General features: G+C 52.2%; 19 protein-coding genes. All 19 read left to right on the forward strand.

What is annotated here, in order from left to right:
• The first annotated feature begins 130 nt into the window (after positions 1–130).
• Positions 131–1,333 carry a methionine adenosyltransferase gene (metK, locus tag ET464_RS16470; protein WP_129442838.1) on the forward strand — a complete coding sequence of 401 codons (1,203 nt, stop codon included), beginning with the start codon at positions 131–133 and terminating at the stop codon, positions 1,331–1,333.
• Positions 1,334–1,600: 267 nt separating this feature from the next.
• Entirely contained in the window at positions 1,601–5,251 is a 3,651-nt protein-coding gene (locus ET464_RS16475) for an Ig-like domain-containing protein (RefSeq protein WP_129442840.1), read from the forward strand.
• A gap of 188 nt (positions 5,252–5,439) precedes the next feature.
• Positions 5,440–8,151, forward strand: coding sequence for a stalk domain-containing protein (locus ET464_RS16480; RefSeq protein WP_129442842.1), 2,712 nt, complete (start codon positions 5,440–5,442; stop codon positions 8,149–8,151).
• A 74-nt stretch (positions 8,152–8,225) separates the two neighbouring features.
• Positions 8,226–9,386, forward strand: a complete 1,161-nt coding sequence (locus ET464_RS16485; RefSeq protein ID WP_425271776.1) for a sensor histidine kinase — start codon at positions 8,226–8,228, stop codon at positions 9,384–9,386.
• Positions 9,387–9,390: 4 nt separating this feature from the next.
• Entirely contained in the window at positions 9,391–10,131 is a 741-nt protein-coding gene (locus ET464_RS16490) for a response regulator (RefSeq protein WP_279630100.1), read from the forward strand.
• A 685-nt stretch (positions 10,132–10,816) separates the two neighbouring features.
• Positions 10,817–11,500: a hypothetical protein gene (locus ET464_RS16495; RefSeq protein WP_129442846.1), complete on the forward strand. Its 684-nt coding sequence runs from the start codon at positions 10,817–10,819 to the stop codon at positions 11,498–11,500.
• 438 nt (positions 11,501–11,938) lie between these two features.
• On the forward strand, positions 11,939–12,154 hold the full coding sequence (locus ET464_RS16500; protein ID WP_129442848.1) for a hypothetical protein: 216 nt from the start codon (positions 11,939–11,941) through the stop codon (positions 12,152–12,154).
• A 63-nt stretch (positions 12,155–12,217) separates the two neighbouring features.
• The gene (gene trhA, locus ET464_RS16505; RefSeq protein WP_129442850.1) at positions 12,218–12,859 is read left to right on the forward strand and encodes a PAQR family membrane homeostasis protein TrhA; all 642 of its coding nucleotides are present in this window, start codon (positions 12,218–12,220) and stop codon (positions 12,857–12,859) included.
• 175 nt (positions 12,860–13,034) lie between these two features.
• The gene (locus ET464_RS20785; protein WP_341869708.1) at positions 13,035–15,074 is read left to right on the forward strand and encodes a DEAD/DEAH box helicase; all 2,040 of its coding nucleotides are present in this window, start codon (positions 13,035–13,037) and stop codon (positions 15,072–15,074) included.
• Complete coding sequence (locus ET464_RS20790) at positions 15,041–15,427, forward strand: helicase-related protein (protein ID WP_341869784.1); 387 nt, start codon at positions 15,041–15,043, stop codon at positions 15,425–15,427. Before ET464_RS20785 ends, ET464_RS20790 begins: the two co-directional genes overlap by 34 nt.
• A gap of 334 nt (positions 15,428–15,761) precedes the next feature.
• Positions 15,762–16,382, forward strand: coding sequence for a ComF family protein (locus ET464_RS16515; protein WP_129442852.1), 621 nt, complete (start codon positions 15,762–15,764; stop codon positions 16,380–16,382).
• Between the two features lie 100 nt (positions 16,383–16,482).
• The gene (locus tag ET464_RS16520; RefSeq protein ID WP_129444511.1) at positions 16,483–16,884 is read left to right on the forward strand and encodes a TIGR03826 family flagellar region protein; all 402 of its coding nucleotides are present in this window, start codon (positions 16,483–16,485) and stop codon (positions 16,882–16,884) included.
• A gap of 103 nt (positions 16,885–16,987) precedes the next feature.
• Positions 16,988–17,263: a flagellar biosynthesis anti-sigma factor FlgM gene (gene flgM, locus ET464_RS16525; RefSeq protein WP_341869709.1), complete on the forward strand. Its 276-nt coding sequence runs from the start codon at positions 16,988–16,990 to the stop codon at positions 17,261–17,263.
• 21 nt (positions 17,264–17,284) lie between these two features.
• Complete coding sequence (locus ET464_RS16530; protein WP_129442854.1) at positions 17,285–17,791, forward strand: flagellar protein FlgN; 507 nt, start codon at positions 17,285–17,287, stop codon at positions 17,789–17,791.
• 23 nt (positions 17,792–17,814) lie between these two features.
• Positions 17,815–19,329, forward strand: a complete 1,515-nt coding sequence (flgK, locus tag ET464_RS16535; RefSeq protein WP_129442856.1) for a flagellar hook-associated protein FlgK — start codon at positions 17,815–17,817, stop codon at positions 19,327–19,329.
• Between the two features lie 48 nt (positions 19,330–19,377).
• Positions 19,378–20,286, forward strand: a complete 909-nt coding sequence (gene flgL, locus ET464_RS16540) for a flagellar hook-associated protein FlgL (protein ID WP_129442859.1) — start codon at positions 19,378–19,380, stop codon at positions 20,284–20,286.
• A 17-nt stretch (positions 20,287–20,303) separates the two neighbouring features.
• A complete protein-coding gene (locus tag ET464_RS16545; protein ID WP_129442861.1) occupies positions 20,304–20,861 on the forward strand; it encodes a DUF6470 family protein in 558 nt (185 codons plus the stop codon).
• Positions 20,862–20,927: 66 nt separating this feature from the next.
• Positions 20,928–21,371 carry a flagellar assembly protein FliW gene (gene fliW, locus ET464_RS16550; RefSeq protein ID WP_165280037.1) on the forward strand — a complete coding sequence of 148 codons (444 nt, stop codon included), beginning with the start codon at positions 20,928–20,930 and terminating at the stop codon, positions 21,369–21,371.
• A gap of 11 nt (positions 21,372–21,382) precedes the next feature.
• Positions 21,383–21,619, forward strand: a complete 237-nt coding sequence (gene csrA / locus ET464_RS16555) for a carbon storage regulator CsrA (protein ID WP_129442865.1) — start codon at positions 21,383–21,385, stop codon at positions 21,617–21,619.
• Positions 21,620–21,650: the final 31 nt, after the last annotated feature.

Genomic DNA, 21,650 nt, shown 5'->3' on the forward strand with positions numbered 1-21,650 from the left:
TACCAATTTCGGTATCATACTGTTTTAGAAAGAGTTGTCTAACAACCTTTTCCTTCGCGGAAAAGGTTCATTTTTTGTGTGTAGAACAATTGTACTTATAACATACTAAGGCAGTAGGAGGTTGATACGGATGTCGGTCAAAGGTCGTCATTTATTCACATCGGAGTCGGTAACAGAAGGCCATCCGGATAAAATCTGTGACCAAATCTCTGACGCAGTACTTGATGCGTTTCTGGAGGTTGACCCATATGCCCGCGTAGCTTGTGAAGTTTCGGTGGCTACCGGTCTTGTTCTTGTCATTGGTGAAATAAGCAGCCGTGCTGATTATGTTGATATATCGGCAATTGCACGCCGCACAATTAAAGAAATTGGGTATACACGCGCGAAGTATGGTTTTGACTCCACAACTTGCGCAGTTTTAACTTCACTTAACGAGCAATCTGCAGATATTGCACAAGGTGTCAACGCAGCCCTTGAAAGCCGCGAAGGCAAAAACATCCGCGAAGAAAATCCGGATATTGGCGCAGGCGACCAAGGTTTGATGTTTGGTTTTGCAACCAACGAAACGCCTGAGCTTATGCCGATGCCAATCGCATTGTCGCACCGCATTGCCCGCCGTTTGTCTGAGGTTCGCAAGAACGGTACGCTGGAATACCTGCGTCCGGACGGCAAAACGCAAGTGACGATTGAATATGTGGACGGCAAGCCTACCCGTGTAGACGCCATCGTCGTATCGACGCAGCATGCCGAAGAAGTTACGCTGGAGCAAATCCAAGCGGATGTTATGGAGCATGTTATTAAACCCGTTGTACCGGCTGAATGGCTGGACAGCGAAACCAAATATTACATCAACCCGACAGGCCGCTTTGTTATCGGCGGTCCTCAAGGCGATGCAGGTCTTACCGGCCGTAAAATTATTGTCGACACTTATGGCGGCTACGCTCGCCATGGCGGCGGCGCATTTTCCGGCAAGGATCCAACCAAAGTGGACCGTTCCGCCGCTTATGCAGCCCGTTATGTAGCGAAAAACCTCGTAGCGGCAGGCTTGGCGGATAAAGTCGAAATTCAGCTTGCTTACGCGATTGGCGTTGCGAACCCGGTATCGATTAATGTCGATACGTATGGCACCGGCAAAGTATCCGAAGAGAAACTGGTTGAAGTGATCCGCAATAACTTTGACCTCCGTCCTGCAGGTATTATTAAAATGCTTGACCTTCGCCGTCCGATTTATGCAAAAACAGCTGCTTACGGCCACTTTGGCCGTACAGACATCGACCTTCCTTGGGAACGTGTCGACAAAGCGGAAATTCTCCGCACACAAGCCCTTGCGTAAATGATAAAACAAATGAACTCCCGGTCCGGTATAGGATCGGGAGTTTTTTTGATTGAGCGCTTATGCTCCTAGTGGAGTCGGACTCGCTACAAGCATGTATTTTTCACTTGCTGACACATGAGGTATGGAACAAAAATGGAAAAAATATAAACATAATGGATCATCAAGCCGACAAATACAATACGAGTGTAAATTTGTGGGGAGTGATGGAATGAAGCGCAACAAAGTATTGTTGATGCTGGCGGTCGTTTTGCTGCTGCATATCAGTTGGCTGTCGGCAGGGGGCTTGGCGGAGGCAAAGCTTATGCGGCCGCCGGACCTGCCATTGTGAGCCAGTCACCGGCTAATAATTATACCAATACGTCTTTAAGCTCGGCTTTAACGTTAACTTTTGATGAAAGTGTCACCCGGGGTACAGGCAACGCGTCCGTATCCTTATATAAAAATGCGACCAACGAGCTGGTAGAATCGTTTGTTGTCTCCAGCAGCAGCCGGATCACGCTTGATTCGGCTAAACGGATGGTTACGATCCGTCCTACGCAGGCACTGCAGCTGAACACCGATTACTATGTGCTGATTGATTGGGGTGCATTCGTCAGCGAAAGCAGCGGTACGCCGTTTGCCGGCATTTCCAGTGCGAGAGACTGGACTTTCCACACGGTTCAAACATTAGATGTAACCCGTCCATCGCTGACAAGCAAATCGCCGGATGTGAATGAGACCAATGTGCCTATCACTTCTGCGATTACGCTTCAGTTCAGTGAGCCGGTCTATGCCGCCCAAGGCGACATTGTGCTGCAGTCAACCTATGACCATCGGGAAATATCTGTCACCTCGTCTGCGGTGCAAGGCAGCGGCACTTCGACCATCCTAGTGAGTCTGGCGGAGCTTTTGTACTCGCAAACGACTTATACGCTGACCATAGCGAACGGCCTGTTTCAGGATGCCGCCGGCAATGCGCTTGCTGCGCAAAGCTGGTCGTTTAAAACAGCGGCAGCACCGGTCAATATATCCGGTGAAGTTTCACCGGCCAATCAAGCGACAATGGTTCCGGTAACATCCGCTTTGTCGGTTACATTTGACCAGCCGGTATCGGCAGCTTCTAATAAATATATTGAAATTCGCAGAGTAAGCGACAACGTGTCGATTGAGAAAATAGCCGCTTCGTCGTCCCGGGTGACGATCAGCGGCAATACGGTTACGATCCGGCCAAGCACCCTCGCGAAAGGCACAGCTTATTATGTGCTGGTCGATCCCGGCGCTTTTTATAAGACCGGAACGCCTGGCGATATATTTCCGGGTATCGTGAATGCAACAAGATGGATGTTTGTCACGGATCCCGGTCCGGACAGTGTTGCGCCAACCGTAAAAACGTTGACACCTGCACATCAATCCGTAATTGGCGGATTAACGACGAAGCTGCAAATGGAATTCAGCGAGCCGGTTTACCCGGATTCCGGCAGTATCGAGATCCGCAATGCCGCTAACGGCGCTTTGTACAAAACGATATCCGTCACTTCCAATCTGGTGACCGGCGGCGGATCAACCCAAATCACGATTGATCCGGGTATCGCGTTTAATAAGGACGCCCAATATTATGTTGTGATCGGCGGCAGGGTGTTCCGCGATGCGGCTGGCAACTATTACAGCGGCATGGCTGCCCGCAGCTGGCTGTTTACGACAACGGAGCAGGATACGACAGCGCCGGTGTTCAGCTCCGCGAGCCGCAGCGGCGCTTATATTACGCTAACCTATAATGAAGTGCTTAATTCTTCGTCGATTCCGTCTGTTTCCAGCTTTATCGTCACGATTGACGGCTCGAGCCGGGCTATCCAATCGGTATCGGTGTCGGGCAAGACGGTAACGCTTCGCATGTCGGGTTCCATTTCGGATTCCCAGACTGTCAAGTTATCGTATACCCGTCCGGGCAGCGGCGGCATTCAGGACCCTTCGGGCAACCAGGCAGCCAGCTTGTCTACCCGCACGATTCAAACCGGCTATACCGAGGATGACGATGATGATACAAGCCCGGTATTAACCTATATTGAAGCCAGCGGCCGGACGGTCACGTTAAAATATAATGAGGAGCTGAATTCGACGTATGTGCCTTCCACCAGCCGGTATTCGGTTGTAGCGGACGGAAATGCCATTTCGGTGAATCAGGTTATCGTATCCGGCGTAGAAGTGGTACTGACACTCAGCCAATTTTTAACGAACAGCTCGACGATTAAAGTATCGTATACCGCTTCAGGTACGCGAGTGCAGGACCTATACGGCAATTATGCCGCGTCATTCAGCTCCAGGACGGCCAATACGTACGATTACAGTGAAGATCCGCCGATTACAAGAGCGGTGTTGACCGGCAATTTGGTGAAGCTGACTTTTCAAAGCACGATGGACAGTTCCGCTATTCCGGCTGTAACGCAATTTGTCATCAAGGCAGGTTCGCTCCCGGTCCGTGTGACGAAAGTATCCATCAGCGGCAAGGTGGTCACCTTAACACTCCAGTCATCCCCGGACCCGGGCGATGCTGTATATGTCACTTATTCACAAAGCACGACAGGGCTCAAGACAAACGGCGGTACGCCTATTGCATCATTTGTAAATGTGGAAGTGGATAATCAGACGTCCATTGATGATGCGCTTGCTGACGGGCTGGAGCTGACCGATGACGGACAAGTGGCGCTTGACGCATCTGCCGCTGCGGTCAAAACCGTAATGACTCCATCCGGCAACTATGCAAGCCGGTATACATTTGACCCGGATTTGATCGCGGACGCTTGGACCGCTTCCCGGATTGCGGGAAATAACCCAACCAGAATCATGTTTCAAGTGCCGTCTTCGCAAATTGCGGGCATGGTGGCCGTTCCATTAACTGCGCTGCAAACGATCAGCTATTCGGACAGCCAAGCAACGTTTGCTGTTTATTACAAAAATCTTGTTTATGAGGTTCCGGTATCCGCTTTGAATTACAGCGAGCTGTATCAGGTAGCAAACGGTACCGTCATGTATTTGCTGATCGAGCTTGAACGCGGCGCCATGAGCGAAACGAATATGCTGAAAAATGCCGTGTCCGGTGCGCAAGGTTCGTTAATCACCGACCCCTATTATATGAAAGCATCGGTAATGGGCGGCACAAAAATTGTTCCCATCGACAATTTCAAAAATTACTTTAATGTCCGCCTGACAACAGGCAATGCTGTGACGAGCGGATATTCTTCCTTAGTGCTGTTCGACACGCAAGCGGGCAAAGTGATGAGCGCGCCTACTTCGTTCACCGCTTATGGCGGATCTACGATTGCATCATCCAAAATTAGAGGGAATGGAGCCTTCGCGCTGGTGAAAGGCAGCTCCCCGTACACCGACGTCAGTTCGCACTGGGCTGTAACCACCATCCGCTCACTGGCAAGCAAGTTTGTTGTAGAAGGCACCAGTGCGGCTAAATATGAGCCGAACAAAGCGATTACGCGCGGGGAGTTCGCGATGTTTATTGCCAAAGGCCTAGGCCTTCCCGGCAAGCCGTCTGCAGCTTCGAAATTCATTGATGTGAATGCAGGAACGGCGATGGGAGCTTATATCGGGGCAGCGTCAAGCGCCGGAATCGTGCAGGGCACATCCGGCAATACGTTTAACCCGAACAGCTATATTACCCGTGAGGATATGGCGGTCATGATGATGCGCGCCGCATCCGTAGCAGGTTCCCTGCCGCAGCTGGGCAGTACGGAAAGCAGCTACCTGCAGCGCTTTACCGACCGCGGAAGCATCGGCTCCTGGGCTAGAACATCAGTAGCCCAGGCTGTATATGCCGGCATAATCGCCGGCATGACGCCTTCCACCTTCAGCCCTAAAACCAATGCCACGCGGGCGGAAGCGGCAGTTATGCTGGAACGCCTGCTGAAATACGCGAAGCTGATTTAAACCGAAATAAACCTGCGTTTCTGCCGTCCGGCGGAAGCGCAGGTTTATTTTTTTATATCATCGGGCGCAGAGATAGGATATATCTTTCACTTTTCACATTGTGATAGTAGTCTTTTATTGCGAGGAACTTTTCGCCTAGACTTGCAGTCTATTAATAGTAGATTGCGAGATGGGAGAGTTGCTAGCGTATGCGATTGAAAAAAAAGAATAAAGGCCGGCAAGCAAAAAGGTTGGCGGTTAAGACAGCGATAGTGATGCTTGGCGGTACATTAGCTATACAACCGGCTGGGGCGGTTATGCCTGCTGGATGGAGCCCGGTTCATATACATGCCGCTGCCGCAGCAGCGGCAGCGAATACATTGAAGGAAGTAAGCGAGTCGATTGTTACTTCAGGGGCGAAACGGATCGATTATTTGTGGACGGCAACCCGAAGCGGTAAAACCGCCACTTCGAACGTGCATGTGATCGAAGTTGACTTAAGCAATCCAAACGTCAAGCTGGACGCAATCAGCGGCAAAAACAGCACCGTCGGCACTTTAAACACGGTGCAAAATATGGTCAAAGAAAGCGGCGCAGTGGCTGGCATTAATGCCGATGTGTTCAACACAACGACGGAAGGGGCGCCGATGGGCCCGCAAATTACGAATGGCGTTCTAATGTCCACACCGGAACAGCTTTCGGGCATGTATGCGTTTGGCATTTCCAATAGCCGCGTACCTAGCGTGGACAGCTACAGCTTTAAAGGGACGGTAACGGCACAGGATGGAACAGCTTACCAGCTGGCCGGCATGAACCAGTCGTCTTATTCGCCGGAGGGCGGCAGCTCGGTCTACAGCCACGTAGATGCAGCTTACATTTATACAAGCGCATGGGGCGGTGCGCAGCGTCCCAAAAACTCGGCGACAACTCCAACGGAAGTGCTCGTCCGCAACGGAGTGATCGAGAAAATTTCGATTGATGCGCCGCTGGCGGACACGCCTCCGGCAGACGGCTATATTTTGCGGACGCATGGCAAAGCCGCCGATTTTGTGAAAAGCCATCTGCAAGTAGGGCAAACCATTCAATCGGATTACACGCTTGTGTCCAATACAACGGGCAAAAACGTTGATCCAAACAGCTTTCAAATGCTGGTGGGCGGCCATACCATTCTGGTCAATAACGGAGCGGCAGCGGCATTCTCACGCGATATTACCGGTGTAAGCGGTTCTTCTTATGTGTCGCGCTCGGCGGTAGGCTACTCCAAGGACGGCAAAAAAGTGTATTTGATTACAACCGAAAAATACGGAAACAGCACAGGCGTTAATCTGAAGGAGCTTCAAGACATTATGGTGAAGCTCGGCGTCTATAAAGGCATGAATTTGGATGGCGGCGGCTCCACCACGATGGTTGAGCGTCCGCTGGCGGAAACTTCGCTGACGTTATCGCATTCCACCCAATACGATACGACGCAGCGCAGTGTGTCGAACGGCATCGGCGTTTTCTCTACGGCGCCGCAAGGGCAGCTGAAAGGCATGAAGGTGAGCGGAGCGAACGTGCTCCTGCTTGGCACGACAGCTTCCTATACGGCAAAAGGCTACGACAACTATTATAATCCGTATACGGTTGACAGCGCCGCCGCAAGCTGGAGCGTAACTTCCGGCTCAATTGGCACATTCAGCGGCAATACTCTTACCGCAACAAAAGCCGGCAGCGGCACCATCACGGTGAAATCCGGTTCGGTCACCTCGACCTATAACGTGGAAGTGGTCGGCAAAGACCAAATCGCTTCGCTGAAAATCGACACGGCAGCAGGCGTGCTGGCAAGCGGCGCGCAAGTGTCTGTTCCGATTACAGTTACGCTGAAGGACGGCAAGACGTATAAGCTTAGCGGCAACTCGGTGAAATGGGAGTTCATCGGGTTTACGGCAACGCAAAAAGATAATACGCTGACGGTAAACACGGTTAACGACGGCACGAAGACGGGTTACGCGATTGCCCGGTATGACGGATATCCGACAATGATTCCGTTGACGCCAGGTCAAAGCGAGACGGTATTCGAAGATTTCGAGAACCCGAACTATTTGATTAGCGGACAAGTTACGCCGGATACGACTTTGGGAGGCGTAAAGCTGGTGACGGGCCTAGGCGGGCAAACAACCGGCAAATCGCTGCAAATCTCGTATGATTTTACGGCGGGCACCGGAACGAAAGCTTCCTATGCAGTGTTTAATACGAACGGTCGGACGGTCGGCGGTTCTCCTTCTTCGATGACGATGGATATATACGGCGATAAGAGCCTGAACTGGCTGAGAGCCGAGTTTATCGACAATGCCGGCAAATCGTACCTTGTTGATCTAGCGAAGCAGATCGACTGGTCCGGCTGGAAAAATGTAAAAGCAGACCTGTCTTCTCTCGGCATGTCTTATCCGGTGAAGCTGAAGCGGATATATGTCGTTACAACGGGAGACGGACAAGACGAACGTGCCGCATCCGGTTCAATCGGTATTGATAATATTAAGATGCAATTCCCGGTCAATGTCCCGGCTGCTCCATCAACCCAAATCGTTATGAACATCGGCAACAAAGCGGCGACGGTAGGAGGAAAGGCATATACGCTTGATGTGGCTCCGGTTGAGATGCAAGGTACGACTTACGTACCGATTCGTTTCATTAGCGAAGCGATGGGCGGCATTGTAAAATGGGAACAAAGTTTGAGCCGAGTGACCGTTCTGCGAGGCAGCACGATGCTGGAAATGAACATCGGCAAAAAAGAAATGAATGTAAACGGCAAGGTTTCCGCGACTTCGGTTGCTCCGATTATCCAAAATAACCGGACGTTAATTCCGATTCGCCTCGTCTCCGAGAACCTGGGACTTAAGGTTGATTACGAAGCGAAGACGCGGAAAGTTACCATCAGTTAAGAGTAGACGTTTCGCAGCCGATCTGTGTATGATAGGTAGTATAACCTTGACGACAGAAAGGTTGTCGAATGACCTTGGATCAGCATGCCAGCGATATTAATCGTGTAATAAAAAATGCCATCGAAGTGATGGAAAGCAGCAAATATCAAATTTATGAAATATGCGAATCGGCGCGCACGGAGTTGGAATCCTTGGAGCAGGAGCTGGAAATTGTGCTTCAGGAAACGATCAAGACCATCGACAAGGTGGATAAGCTTGATCAAGACTACCGGCGCGCCCGCATTCGTTTGACTGAAGTTAGCAAGGACTTCGTCCGATATAAAGAGCAGGATATAAAAGTAGCTTACGAGAAAGCGACCACGCTGCAGCTTGATTTGATGATGTACCGGGAAAAGGAATCTTATTTAAAAGCCCGCCGCGATGATTTGCAGAAGCGGGTCAGAAATGTAGAAGGTTCCGTCGAGCGCGCAGAAGTAATCGCTTCTCAAATGAATGTAGTATTGGAATACTTGTCGGGAGATTTGAATCAAGTGACCCGCATTTTGGAATCGGCGCGTACGCGTCAGGTGCTCGGTCTGAAAATTATTCTGGCCCAAGAGGAAGAACGCAAACGGATCGCTCGGGAAATCCATGACGGTCCTGCCCAATCCCTGGCAAACATAGTCCTTAGGACAGAAATTGCTGAGAGAATGTTAATGAAGCAGGAATTTCAAATGGTTCAGGACGAATTAATAGATTTGAAAGGGCAGGTTCGCGCCGGTTTGGAAGAGCTCCGCAAAATTATTTTTAATTTGCGGCCGATGACGCTCGATGATTTGGGGCTTGTTCCGACGCTTCGCAAATTTGTACAGGATTTTGAAGAACGGACAAGAATACATACCGCTTTCGAAATGAAAGGAAAAGAAATCCGTCTGCCGTCTGCGATGGAAGCAGCTATATACCGCCTTGTACAAGAGGCTTATACGAATGCCCAGAAGCATTCGAATGCTTCGCATGTCATATTGGAAATGCAGTTTCAAGCTCAGCAGATCCTGATAACGGTAGAGGACAACGGAAGCGGCTTTAACCAGAAATTGCTTGATGATCCGGAGCGCCAAAATGCTCATTTTGGACTAGTCGGGATGAGAGAACGGGTGGAGCTAGTGGAGGGGAGGATGAGTATCGACTCAAAACCGGGCCAAGGGACGAAAATTATATTAACAATTCCCATAACAGCAGAGCATAGGAAGGAGTAAGTTGATGATGATGATACAGCAGCAGAAACCGAATGTCGGCAAACAAAAGATCAAAGTGCTGCTTGCCGATGACCACCAGCTTTTCCGGGAAGGGCTTAAACGGATATTGAACATGGAAGAGGACCTGGAAGTGGTCGGTGAATGCGGAGATGGCATCCAAGTTATGGAGTTCTGCAATCATACTATGCCGGAAATTGTATTGATGGACATCAATATGCCAATCGAAAACGGCGTTGTCACGACCGAAAGGCTGAAGACGATTTTTCCGGATGTGAAAGTTCTTATTTTATCCATTCATGACGATGAAAGTTATGTGTTTGAAACGCTCCGCAAAGGGGCGACAGGCTACCTGCTGAAAGATATGGAAGCGGAGCAGCTTATTAACGCCATTCGCGCCGTCGTTGAAGGACATGCATACATACACCCGAAAGTGACGGGCAAACTTATTAACCAGCTGCGCCGCATGACGTATTTGGATGAGATGGGTGTTGTAACCGGCGCTGCGGCAGCCAAAGAAGCGGGCGTGAAGTTTACGGCAGGCGAAGACAACCCGCTTACCCGCCGCGAAGCGGAAGTGCTCCGTCTGATGGCTGAAGGCAAAAGCAACAAGATGATTGGCGAAAACCTGTTTATTAGCGAAAAAACGGTTAAAAACCATGTTAGCAGCATTTTGCAAAAAATGGAAGTCGATGATCGCACGCAAGCCGTTATTAATTCGATCAAGTTCGGCTGGGTTACGCTTTAGACGCCCGGCGCAGCTGCCGATGCCGCATGTGCGGCCGGGCAGTGAAGATGGCGCAGCCTCCCGGCACAGCTGGGAGGCTGCGCGCCGATTGCAGAGAGCGCCGATTGCAGAGAGCGCCGATTGCAGAGAGCGCCGATTGCAGAGAGCGCCGATTGCAGCGCGTTGCACGCAGTCAGCTCGCAGCGATGGCAACTGGTGGGCTGTGCTCGAGCGGCAGGTGCCGGGGCAAGGGACTATACTAGCCTTTGCTCGGGGACCTAAAATGCAAAAATACAGTTGTTTTATACCGAATTAAGCGATTTGGAAGCTTTAAATGTAAAAATGCAGTTGATTTCTCAGTTTTCATCCAAATTTGACGAAATGGCAGGGGATTACCTGCATATTTGCAGTTATTTGGTGTAAATGAGCCCTTTTAGGCGAAAACAACTGCATTTTTACATTTCCGATGCGCGTCGGCACACGACAGTGCGTGTCCGTCATGCGCATCGGCACATGACACTGCGGGGCCGTCTTGCTCGACGGCATATGACAGTGCGGGTCCGTCACGGGTTGACTTCTTTATAGCATAGCTGTTTAATTTGGATATACCGATGTGACGAAGAACGTCCCTATCATCTTGTAGAAGAGATGAGCAGGGGCTTTTTTTGTGCCCAAATAAGCGGAATTGAACAAGGGGTGAACAAGAATGGATTTTGTTCAAGCGCATAAGATGTGGTTGCAATCTCATTTGGACAGAAGAAACGGGGAGCGGAAAGGCAGGCTAGAAAGAGGGCATGGACACGGCGAACGGCTGTTTCTGCAAAATGTGTGGTGGCCGCTTTACGGCCATTTTGAGCATTTGCATCCGGAGTACGAAGTGCTAGATTGGCGGGGCCAGCCTTATTTTGCAGATATGGCATGGCTGCCGGGGGCGGTCAAAATGATTTTCGAGATAAAAGGGTTTGGCCCGCATGTCCGGGACATGGACCGAAAAAAGTACAGCAACGAGCTGAATCGCGAACTGTTTATGCAGGCGATTGGTTATCGCGTTGTTTCATTGGCATATGACGATGTCGAACAGCGCCCGGAACTTTGCAGAACATTGCTGCGGCTGTTAATGAGCAAGTATCAGCAGCAGCGCCCGGAGCAGTGGACAATAGCACATTTTATGAAACGGGAAATCGTTTATTATATGAATCAGCAGGCAGGGGCTGCCCGGCCGAAAGATGTGGCGGACTATTTTTCAATTAATCATCGGACGGCTGTGAAATATCTTGGAGAACTGTGTGATGCCGGTTGGCTGGCGCCTTGCGGAAATGGCGGCAAAATAACGAGGTACAAGCTTGGCCCCAGACAGCTAACCGAGCTTGTAAAACTAAAAGCAGATTAGGGCGGATGGGATTGTCCAGTTGCCCGTAACCTCTGGGCGCTTTGCGGCATATATTGTGACCATAAAGGAGGTGTCCGCCATGGTTGCTATATTGCTGGGAGTGATCGGCTGTTACGTCATGGCTGCGTTGCTGGTGCAATGGGCATACCGAATCGCAAAACGCAAGGAGAAATCAAACAAGCATTATATTCTGATGACCCGGAACAATGAGACAAGGATGGAATGGTATATGCGGTCGTTTCGGGCTTTCTCGCGGCGTAATGGCATGGAAATGCAAATCACGGTTGTGGACCGGGGATCGACAGACGATACGTTAGAGATTGCAGGCCGGCTGTCGCGAAGCGGCGGACAGCATATTGTTGTGCAAGACTCGCTGCCGGAACACGGCGTTTCGCCGGATGACCATAGCGGGATGGAGGGGGGCGCCCGACCGGCAAAATGGCAGGACCGTCTGAAATACCGGAACAGGAAAATGACCGGAAGCTTTGCCCGGAGGATGCGCATTTTCAACATGGGAAGCGTTTCCTTAGCGAACACGACCAGACTGACCAGCTGCTGTGGACGCTGCGGTGCGAAGGGGTCATTAAACCGAATGAGCAGCCCGTTATCGTCGATTTGCAAAACCCGTCGGATTTGTCTAAAATGCCTTTTTAGACTATGATGGAAATAAGAACTGCCGAAGTAACAACGGTTAAGGAAAGCTTTGGAGGTGCAAAGATGGCGAATACACATGTTTATTCCACTCGTGAAGAAGTCGCAAATGCAATAACGCATGGCATTGGCGCGATATTAAGTGTGGCGGCGCTTGTGCTGCTTATTGTGTTTGCAAGTGAAAAAGGGACGGCTTGGCATGTGACCAGCTTTGCAGTGTACGGCACAACGATGCTGATGCTGTATACAGCTTCCACTTTAGTGCATTCGCTGCGGGAAGGAAAGCTCAAAGATATTTTTGAAACCTTGGACCATTCCTGCATCTATCTGTATATTGCGGGCAGTTATACGCCTCTGCTGCTCACGGTGCTGCGCGGCCCGCTTGGCTGGAGTTTGTTTGGCGTCGTATGGGGCATTGCCATAGGCGGCGTAGTGTTCAAAGCGTTTTTTACGAAACGGTTTTTGTTCCTGTCCACCTTGTTTTACGTGCTGATGGGATGGCTGATCGTGTTTGCATGGGGGCCGCTTAAAGAGATTCTTGCTCCTGCAGGGCTCACATGGCTTGTTGCAGGCGGTCTGTTCTATACGGTGGGCTCTATATTTTACGTGTGGCGGGGGTTTAAATACCATCACGCGGTGTGGCATTTGTTTGTGATTGCAGGTTCGATCTGCCATTTCTTTGCGATATTGCTTTACCTGTACCGATAAGGTACGGAATGGAGTTGGAAGTGAAGCACACTTCAGCAGCGCTTTAGGCGCTTGGCTGCGGTGTGCTTTTTTTTTTTGGGTTTGGCGGGATTGATGCGGCGGGATACGGGATGATGTTATGCGCAGGACCAGGCTGAACGGGGATAACGGCAGCGGGCGAGGGAGGTTAATGGCGATGAAGGCTTATGTTTATACGGTTTTTACGGCGGACGGCTGGCTAGCCTGGTTTACGATTGCGCCGGAGGTCGACCGATATTTTTGGCTTGGCGGAGACGAAGAAGGAATGCCGCATTCTGGAGATAGGACAGCAAGCGCGACAGCCGGCCAAGTGGAATCGCCGGGACCGGTTCGGGCTGCGGGGCTGCCAAGCCGGGCAAAAGGCGATGTGATGCTGCTTTGGCGCGAGCCGCTTCCGCTTGGCGATGCGCAGAGAGCCGTGCAGCTGTGGCTGGCTGCGGTTCCGCTGCGGCAACGCCGGACGAGTGCCGTTTCTGCGGCAAACGGGTTCCCGGCGGCTTATACTTACGCCGCCGGGCTTGAAGGCGAGCAGCAAGCGCTGGAGCGGCTTGCCTCAAGCGTCCGGCTTGCGGCAAGCGAAGGGAAGGAGAGCGGAGGAGGGCAAAGTAAAGGAAGCAAGGGGAGAGGAACGCGGCAGCGGCATGACCGAGGGCGGGGGTGCCCAATCACAGGTGAACCCGGGCCTGCCGGAGGAAGCGCAGGCAGCAAGAAGCGGCAGCCGGAGGGCAAGCAGGATCGTGCGGCAGACCGCTTAGCGGAGCGCTGGACTTGCTCCGATGCGGCATTCGCGGCCAGCGAAGCAGCCGCGAGAGTGCGCGCGCTTGCGGCCGGGGCGGGGCCGGCCGCAGCTGCGCTGCAGGGCCGTGCGCTGCTGCGCGGCGAAGCGCACGCCATGCTTGCCGGCGCCGATACCGCGCACGGCGCCTACAACAGCGGCGCCGACGGCGCGCTGCAGCTTGCCGCGCTGCAGGGGCGGCTGCGCCTTACGGGCGCGGTAGCGGCATCCGCGCCCGCCGCATCGCGGCGCTTTGCGCTGCTGTGCCAGCGCCGCCGGCGGTACCGCTGCCTGCGCTGCGGCAGCGGGGAGGCGCATATGCGCCGCACGGCATGCGCCTCGTGCGGCCGCATGTGCGCCTACTGCACGGCATGCCTCGGTATGGGGCGCAGCCGCGAATGCGAGCTGCTGGTGCTCGGCATGCCTGCGCCATATGCCGGGGGCGGCGGACCGATGCCCCCGGCAGCAGAGCGGCTTGCCCGCTGGGGGCTTAGCCCGGCGCAGACAGCCGCCGCAGGCGAAGCGCTCCGTTTTGTCGAGGCGGCCCCATGCGCCGCGCCGCTCTCGCGCACTGCCGCGCGTGACAAGCAGCTGCCGGCAGGGGCCGAGCGCCAGCATCGATATGCTTCGCCGGAACGCGCCGCGCCGCTCTCGCGCACTGCCGCGCGTGACAAGCAGCTGCCGGCAGGGGCCGAGCGCCAGCATCGATATGCTTCGCCGGAACGCGCCGCGCCGCCTGTCCATGCGCCGGTATCAGCCCTTGCCGGGTTTACGACCGAAATGGCGGCGCCGAGGCAATTTTTGCTGTGGGCAGTTACAGGAGCGGGCAAGACCGAAATGATTTTTCCGCTTGTCGAGTCGGTTTTGCGGAGAGGCGGGAAGGCGCTGATTGCTACGCCGCGCCGGGACGTGGTGCTGGAGCTTGATCCCCGGATCCGGAAAGCATTCCCGGAAGCGACGGTGGTTACTTTATACGGCGGGAGCGAACAGCGCTGGGAAACGGGCGATATTACGCTTTCCACTACGCATCAGCTGCTTCGTTTTCATCAGGCGTTCCAGCTGGTTATCGTAGACGAACTGGATGCCTTTCCTTATGCCGGGGACCCGGTATTGCATTATGCGGCGAACAAATGCTGCGCTCCTTCGGCGGCGCGATTGCTGCTGTCCGCAACGCCGCCCCCGAGCTGCAGCGCGCCGCGCGTAAAGGAACACTGCCGCATGCCAAAGTTCCGGTCCGCTACCACCGCCATCCGCTTCCGGTACCGAAGCTGCTCAGAACGCCGGCAGTGCACCAAATGCTGCATAAAGGCAAGCTGCCCGCCAAGCTGGCACAGGCGCTCCGGCAGTCGCTGGAACGAGGGGCGCAGCTGTTTGTTTTTGTCCAAAAAATTGTCCAGACCGAGCCCATGGCCCTGCTTCTAAGAAAAGAGCTTAATCTGGAGTTGATCGCCGCTGTCCACTCACAAGATCCTGACCGTGCGGACAAAGTTCAGCAATTTCGCAGAAGGGAGCTTCGCATTCTGGTGACGACAACCATCTTGGAGAGAGGGGTAACCGTACCGCAAAGCGACGTGTTTATTTTGGATGCGGACGGCCGGTTGTTCGACTCGTCTTCGCTCGTTCAGATGGCAGGCCGGGCCGGGCGTTCCGGCGATGATCCCAAAGGTTTTGTTTATTTTTGCGCGCTGGAGCGGAGCCGTTCGCAGCTGGGGGCTGTCAAGCAAATTCGCAGCATGAACAAAACCGCCCGCTCAGCCGGGTACCTGCTTCCATAGCGTTCAAAGGCGGCTTGTGCCTAGCGGACCGGCGGCAGTCCCCGTATCCCATTTTCATGAGAGGAGCAAAGTTAACTTGAACCTTTACGCGATAAGCCGTTACGGGCAAGCAGCCTTGTCGCTTTTGCAGCCCTCGGCTTCAAACTGTTTATTTTGCGGCAAAGGCATGAGCCGCGGCCGGGCCGGCGGAACGCCATCATGGCTTCCTTCTTCCTTTACGCGTTTGGTATGCGCCAGCTGCCTGGCGGCCATTCCATGGCTAATCCGCATACAATGTGCAGTATGCGGCAGAAATGTCTCCTGTCCGGATTGTCGGAGGCGCGAGGCCCATTTTGTGTGCAATCGCAGCGCAGTCGGGTATGACGAACGGATGCGGAGCTGGCTTGCTTTATACAAATACAGAGGAAATGAGCAGCTTGAACCGCTTTTTGTCGATATGCTGATGATGCCGCTGCGTATGATGGCCCGGCAGCTGCGGGAAGAGCTGGATAAGCGGCACGGGACGAAGCCTGATTCATGGAACAACAAGCTGCTCGGCCGCCGCCGGCAGCTGCCTTGGGATGCGATTGCCTATGTGCCGGTCAGCGATGAGCGCGCCGAGGAAAGAGGTTTTAATCAGGCGGAACGCTTTGCCGGCGGCATTGCCGGCCGTACGGGGCTGCCGGTTGTCGATTTGCTCGTCCGGACGCGGCACAGCGGCAAGCAAAGCTTTAAAACAAGGGGAGAGCGGATCGCCAACACAAAGCAGCTTTTTGCGCTGGCCCCGGGGGCGATTGAGGCGCTAAGGAATCTGCGGAAGCCGCCCGGGCCGGAACAGCTGCTGAGCCCTGTCCGCCTGCTGCTTATTGACGATATTTACACGACCGGCAGCACTGTAGAGGCTTGCTCCGCTGCCATCCGGCTGCATACACCGTTTCCGGTTGCCATTTATTCGCTTACTTGGGCCCGTTCCTAAACAAATAGCGGCCATATGCCGATAATATAATGAAAACCATCTGTATTTCCGCTACAATAACGGTACGCCCAGTTTAAACGGAAGAGGAGCCATTGTGATGATGAATTTGGAAAATTGCCCTCGATGCGGCCGGCTTTTTGCCAAAAACTTTAGAGATGTCTGTCCGAATTGCATTCGGGAGATTGATAAGCAATACGAGACTTGCGCCAATTATTTAAGAGAGAACCGCGGAGCTACTATTGTAGAACTGTCCGAGGCGGTTGACGTCTCCATCCGGCAAATTACAAAATTTATTCGGGAAGGCCGGATTTCTTTGATGAACGCGCCTAACCTTTCTTATCCGTGCGAAGTGTGCGGAACGCTTATCCGCGAAAGCCACATTTGCGACAATTGCCGTAAAAGGCTGGAAAAAGATATTAACAGCTTGCATAAGCAGCAGTCTGAGGCCGGACGCAGCCACCAGGAGTCTATTCACGCCTATCGGATTAAAGAAGATAAGTAGCAAATCCATGCAATGTCCAGCTGTTCTATAAATATTCATTTCTGTCAGGCCGATAATACATGTAAAGGTTATCGGTTTTTTTATTGCTATAGAAGTTGAGGTGATGAGGTTGAAAATTAATGAAACGCAGCGCATAAGCGCAATAAATCGCTACCAGAAGCAAAATGAGGCTCGAACGGCAGAGAGCGGCCGCAAAAAGCAGACGGATAAAGTACAGATTTCGACGGAAGCCAAGGAGATGCTTTTGACCAGCCAAATGAACGGCGCAGAACGGGCTTCGCGAGTAGCGGAGCTGAAAAAAGAAGTGTCGACGGGGACCTACCAGGTGGATGCCGGCGCCATTGCAGAAAAGCTGCTCCCGTACTTGAAGCGGCCATAATTCCAATCGGAGGGACACAGCTTGACGACACCGGTAAGCGAGATTATCGACATTTTAAAGCAGCAGGCCGATTTATACGATACGATGCTTGGTTTGGAAAAGGAGAAGACGCCTGCCATTATTCGCAATGACATGAATGAGCTGAATGCGATTACCGCCAAAGAACGGAAATGGACGATAGAAGCCCAGCGTCTGGAGCAGGAACGGCTCCGGCTTACCGCAGGGATTGTCGTTCAGAACGGCTTATCGCGCGTTCGTGCGGGCGTGCTCTCCAACCTGATCAAGGTTGTAACGGATGCCAAAGAAAAGCAGGAGCTGACGGAGCTTCATCACCGTTTGCGGGAGACTCTTCAGGAGCTGAAGCTGGTGAACGAGAATAATAAGCAGATGATGGAGATGTCGCTTGATTTTATCCGTTTTTCGCTGGATTTGCTTGTCGAGGATCCTAACGAAAACGTCGTTTATCAGCATCCGCTGAATCGTACGGCACCAGGGCCCGGCATGGGAATATTCAATAAGCGCTATTAATAAGTGAAAGCGGGGGAATTCATGTGACATCCACATTCCATGGCATTGAAACATCGAAACGAAGCTTGACGACGCAGCTCGCTGCTATTAATACAACCGGCCATAACATTGCCAATGCCAAAACAGAAGGGTATTCCAGGCAGCGGGTCAACATGACGGAAGCGATCTCTTATGATGCATACGGCATGAACCGCACAACGATGGCCGGACAGCTCGGCGAAGGGGTTGAGGCGGCCTCCATTACCCGGATCCGTGAAAACTATTTGGACAAGCAATACCGTGACCAAAATACGCTGAACGGCTCCTGGACGGTACAAGCGAACAATTTGAGCCAATTGGAAGATATTATCGGCGAACCGTCCGATAAAGGGCTAAGCTCGCAAATTCAAAACTTTTTCAAATCATGGTCCGACTTGGCGGCCAATCCGGAAAGCGCAAGCAACCGGACCATTGTGGCGGAATATGCGCAGACGCTGGCGCAGACGTTTAACCAGATGAGCAGCCAGATCACAACTTTGCAAAGCAGCGTAACCGATCAGATTCAGACGGCTGCTTCGGACATCAACTCCATGGCGCAGTCCATCGCTACCTTAAATACACAAATCAAAAAACTCGAAACGAACGGCAATGACGCGAATGATTTGCGTGACCAGCGCGATCTGCTTGTAGATCAGCTGGCCCGCCAGGGCAATATTACGGTGGCCGATACGTCGGACGGCTATGAAATTGATTTTGCCGGTTCCAATCTTGTAACAGGCGATAAAGTATCCGAAGTGACGGCTGACAGCTTGGGAAGCGCATTTGCGAAAGGCGACTTGTCCGGCGGAGAAGTCCAAGGCTTGTTCGTATCCCGCGACGTCAATCTGCAAGGGTTTTTGAACGACCTGGACAACCTTGCGAATACGCTGGCCAACGGCGATGTTGAGGTTACGCTGCCTGCCGGCTCTACCTATCAAGGGGCTACGCTTGCTGCAGATACTAAAGTGACGGTAAAAGGCATCAACGGCCTTCACCAGCTCGGCTTTACTTTCGATAATCCGGCGCAGCCGGGAGCAGCTATATTTACCTCGAGCGCGCCAAACGGGGTCATTACAGCGGCTTCCATCCAGCTGAATACGGTGATCAAAAACGATCCGTCCAAAATTGCCACCTCGCTCAGCGCAGCAGCCGATCCCGTAACCGGCGATTTGACGGCGATGAAAGGAAACAATGGCCTAGCGCTTCTCGTGGCCGATTTGAGCGACGGCAAATTTGCTTTTGGCGGCACGACTCCAGTCACGATTGGCGATTATTACGGATCTTCCGTAAGCGGAGTGGGTGTTAAGAGTAAAGATGCGCAGCGCCAAATGGCAACGACCGATTCCATGCTGGCTTCCGTAGACGCGACCCGCCAGGGCGTAAGCGGCGTATCGCTGGATGAGGAAGCGGGCAATCTGATCGTGTTCCAGCAGGCGTATAGCGCGGCTTCGCGTTTCATGACGACGCTTGATCAAATGCTTGATAAGCTGATCAACGGAACGGGCGTTGTTGGCCTGTAAGCCGGTTAGTTCCTTAACGAATTTTGCGGGAGAGGGGTTTTAACACGTATGGCAATTCGTATGACCAATGGCATCATGCAAACGCAGCTGATGAGCAATTTGAATAAAAACATGAATCGTTTAAGCAATTTGCAAAACCAGTCGTCTTCGGGCGTCCGGCTGACAAAACCTTCGGATGATCCGTCCGGGGTTGCTTATGCGCTTCGTTACCGCTCGGATTTGTCTTATAACGACCAGTATCAGACGAACACGAATAGTGCGCTGTCGTGGATGGACATGACCGATTCCACGCTGGGGGAAGCGGGAGATATCGTGAAGCGGATTAAAGAGCTGGCTGTTCAAGGCTCGAACGGCACTAACGATGCAACGGCTCTTGGCGCCATTCAAAAAGAAATGGACCAGCTGAAAAACCAGCTTATTGATATCGGCAACTCCAAGCTGAACGGCAAATATATTTTTAACGGCGAAAATTTCACAAATAAACCGTACGATACGTCAGATCCTTCCTTTAACGCGTCCGCAGTGACGACAAATGCGTCGGAAGTCAAATATACGATCAGCTCGGGCGTTACGATCCCGGTCAATATTTCGGGCAACGATTTATTTGGCCCTGCAGGAGCATCGGATAATCTGTTCTCCATTATTGATAACATTACCGCCGCGCTCGGGAGCAATAAGCCGGAGGATGTATCCAGCCAGCTGACCAATATTGATAGCGCTGCTGAACGCATCTCCAACGCCCGTTCATTAAACGGCGCCAGAACGAACCGGATCGAATTGATGCAATCCAGGCTGAAAAACCTGGAGCTGAACTTGAACAGCATGCAATCCGATGTGGAAGACGCGGACATGGAGCAGGTGCTGATTGACGCCACGACGGCTCAAACGGTGTATGAAGCCTCTCTATCGGTCGGCTCCAAAATTTTATCCACCAGTTTGATTGACTTTATCCGCTAACGATGAAGCTGCCATACGTGGATATCCATTCGCAAAATGCGGTTATCGGCCTTCATACAGAGCCCGGGAAGTTTCAAATCCGCCAAGGAAAAGCGCAGCTTAACTTGGCAACGGTACCGGCCAAGCTGGATATTCACTCCACGCCGCCTGTGGTGCTGGTGGATCAGTCCAGATTAAGGGCGGCAATGAATGGCGGCTCCATGAGCGAGATGAATCACCGCATTTATTCGCAGCTTCCGGGTCTGGTTCAGCAAGGCATCCGCAATACAAACGCCAAATGGGAGCAAATCGGCAATCTTCATGACGGCGACAGTCATCCCATTGCAACGGTGGCGAAGCAGGAAATGTTCAGGGAACGAACCCCGATTCGGGTTACGGCAGAGCCTTCCTCGGATAATGTATCTTTTCAAGCTGTTCTGAAAAAACCGGAAGTCCATTACATACCGGGCGGCATAGAAGGCGGAGCCTCTGTTACACCGCCGCAGATCAGCTACCAGCGCGGAGGCGTGCAAACTTATATGAAACAAACTCCGTCCGTAACGGTGGAGGTTAAAAATTTGGATTTAACGATTTAATTCAGTAAGATGAAAGCTGTAGACGCGTTTGAGCGGCTACAGCTTTTTTCGGAAAGAGGCGAGAGGATGTCTACAATTACAACAACGCGGTTTGGCGAGCTTCAACTGGCGGACTACGACCGCATTTATTTTGAAGCCGGCATTCCCGGCTTTAAAGAATATAAAAGCTATATAAAGGTGCTGCTGGAGGAAAGCCCGTTTATGTTTCTCCAATCGGCGGAAGCGGGGGAACTTGCTTTTATTTTAGTTTCGCCGTTTGATTTTTTTCCCGATTATGAATTTGATTTAAGCGAATCGGTTATTCATGAGCTGGGGCTTCAGTCCAAAGAGGATGTTGAGGTGTGGAACGTCGTAACCGTCCGCGAATCTCTTGAGCATGCTACCGCTAATCTCGCGGCTCCGATTGTGATGAATAAGAAGACGGGTCAAGCGCAGCAATATATTTTACAGGACGCCAAATATTCCATTAAGCAGAGGCTGTTTCAATCCAAAGGTGCCGGCGGCGAATAGGAGAGTGAATTATGCTTGTATTAGGGAGAAAGAAAGGGGAGTCGCTTCTGATCGGCGATGACATCGAGATTGTCATTCTGGAAGTGAACGCGGAAACGGTTAAGATCGGGATACAAGCGCCTAAGCAGGTGAATGTGCTCCGCAAGGAGCTGTATAACGTAGTAGCCGATACGAATAAGCATGCGCTTGAGGTTCATGTATCCGTTGAGGAGCTGCAAAATCAATTTAAATCAATAAAAAAATTGTAATATCTCTATAAACTATACGAAACGCCCTGTC

The organism is Paenibacillus protaetiae, assembly GCF_004135365.1.
Classification (GTDB): Bacteria; Bacillota; Bacilli; order Paenibacillales; family Paenibacillaceae; genus Paenibacillus_AP; species Paenibacillus_AP protaetiae.

What these genes read in the sequence shown, in the direction of transcription:
- ET464_RS16480 (WP_129442842.1), top strand. Translation starts at nt 5,440, where the DNA reads ATGCGATTGAAAAAAAAGAATAAAGGCCGGCAAGCAAAAAGGTTGGCG.
- flgM (WP_341869709.1), top strand. Translation starts at nt 16,988, where the DNA reads ATGAGGTTGAAAATTAATGAAACGCAGCGCATAAGCGCAATAAATCGC.
- metK (WP_129442838.1), top strand. Translation starts at nt 131, where the DNA reads ATGTCGGTCAAAGGTCGTCATTTATTCACATCGGAGTCGGTAACAGAA.
- trhA (WP_129442850.1), top strand. Translation starts at nt 12,218, where the DNA reads ATGGCGAATACACATGTTTATTCCACTCGTGAAGAAGTCGCAAATGCA.
- fliW (WP_165280037.1), top strand. Translation starts at nt 20,928, where the DNA reads ATGTCTACAATTACAACAACGCGGTTTGGCGAGCTTCAACTGGCGGAC.
- ET464_RS16490 (WP_279630100.1), top strand. Translation starts at nt 9,391, where the DNA reads ATGATGATGATACAGCAGCAGAAACCGAATGTCGGCAAACAAAAGATC.
- csrA (WP_129442865.1), top strand. Translation starts at nt 21,383, where the DNA reads ATGCTTGTATTAGGGAGAAAGAAAGGGGAGTCGCTTCTGATCGGCGAT.
- ET464_RS16520 (WP_129444511.1), top strand. Translation starts at nt 16,483, where the DNA reads ATGAATTTGGAAAATTGCCCTCGATGCGGCCGGCTTTTTGCCAAAAAC.
- ET464_RS16500 (WP_129442848.1), top strand. Translation starts at nt 11,939, where the DNA reads ATGGCAGGACCGTCTGAAATACCGGAACAGGAAAATGACCGGAAGCTT.
- ET464_RS16495 (WP_129442846.1), top strand. Translation starts at nt 10,817, where the DNA reads ATGGATTTTGTTCAAGCGCATAAGATGTGGTTGCAATCTCATTTGGAC.
- flgL (WP_129442859.1), top strand. Translation starts at nt 19,378, where the DNA reads ATGGCAATTCGTATGACCAATGGCATCATGCAAACGCAGCTGATGAGC.
- ET464_RS20785 (WP_341869708.1), top strand. Translation starts at nt 13,035, where the DNA reads ATGAAGGCTTATGTTTATACGGTTTTTACGGCGGACGGCTGGCTAGCC.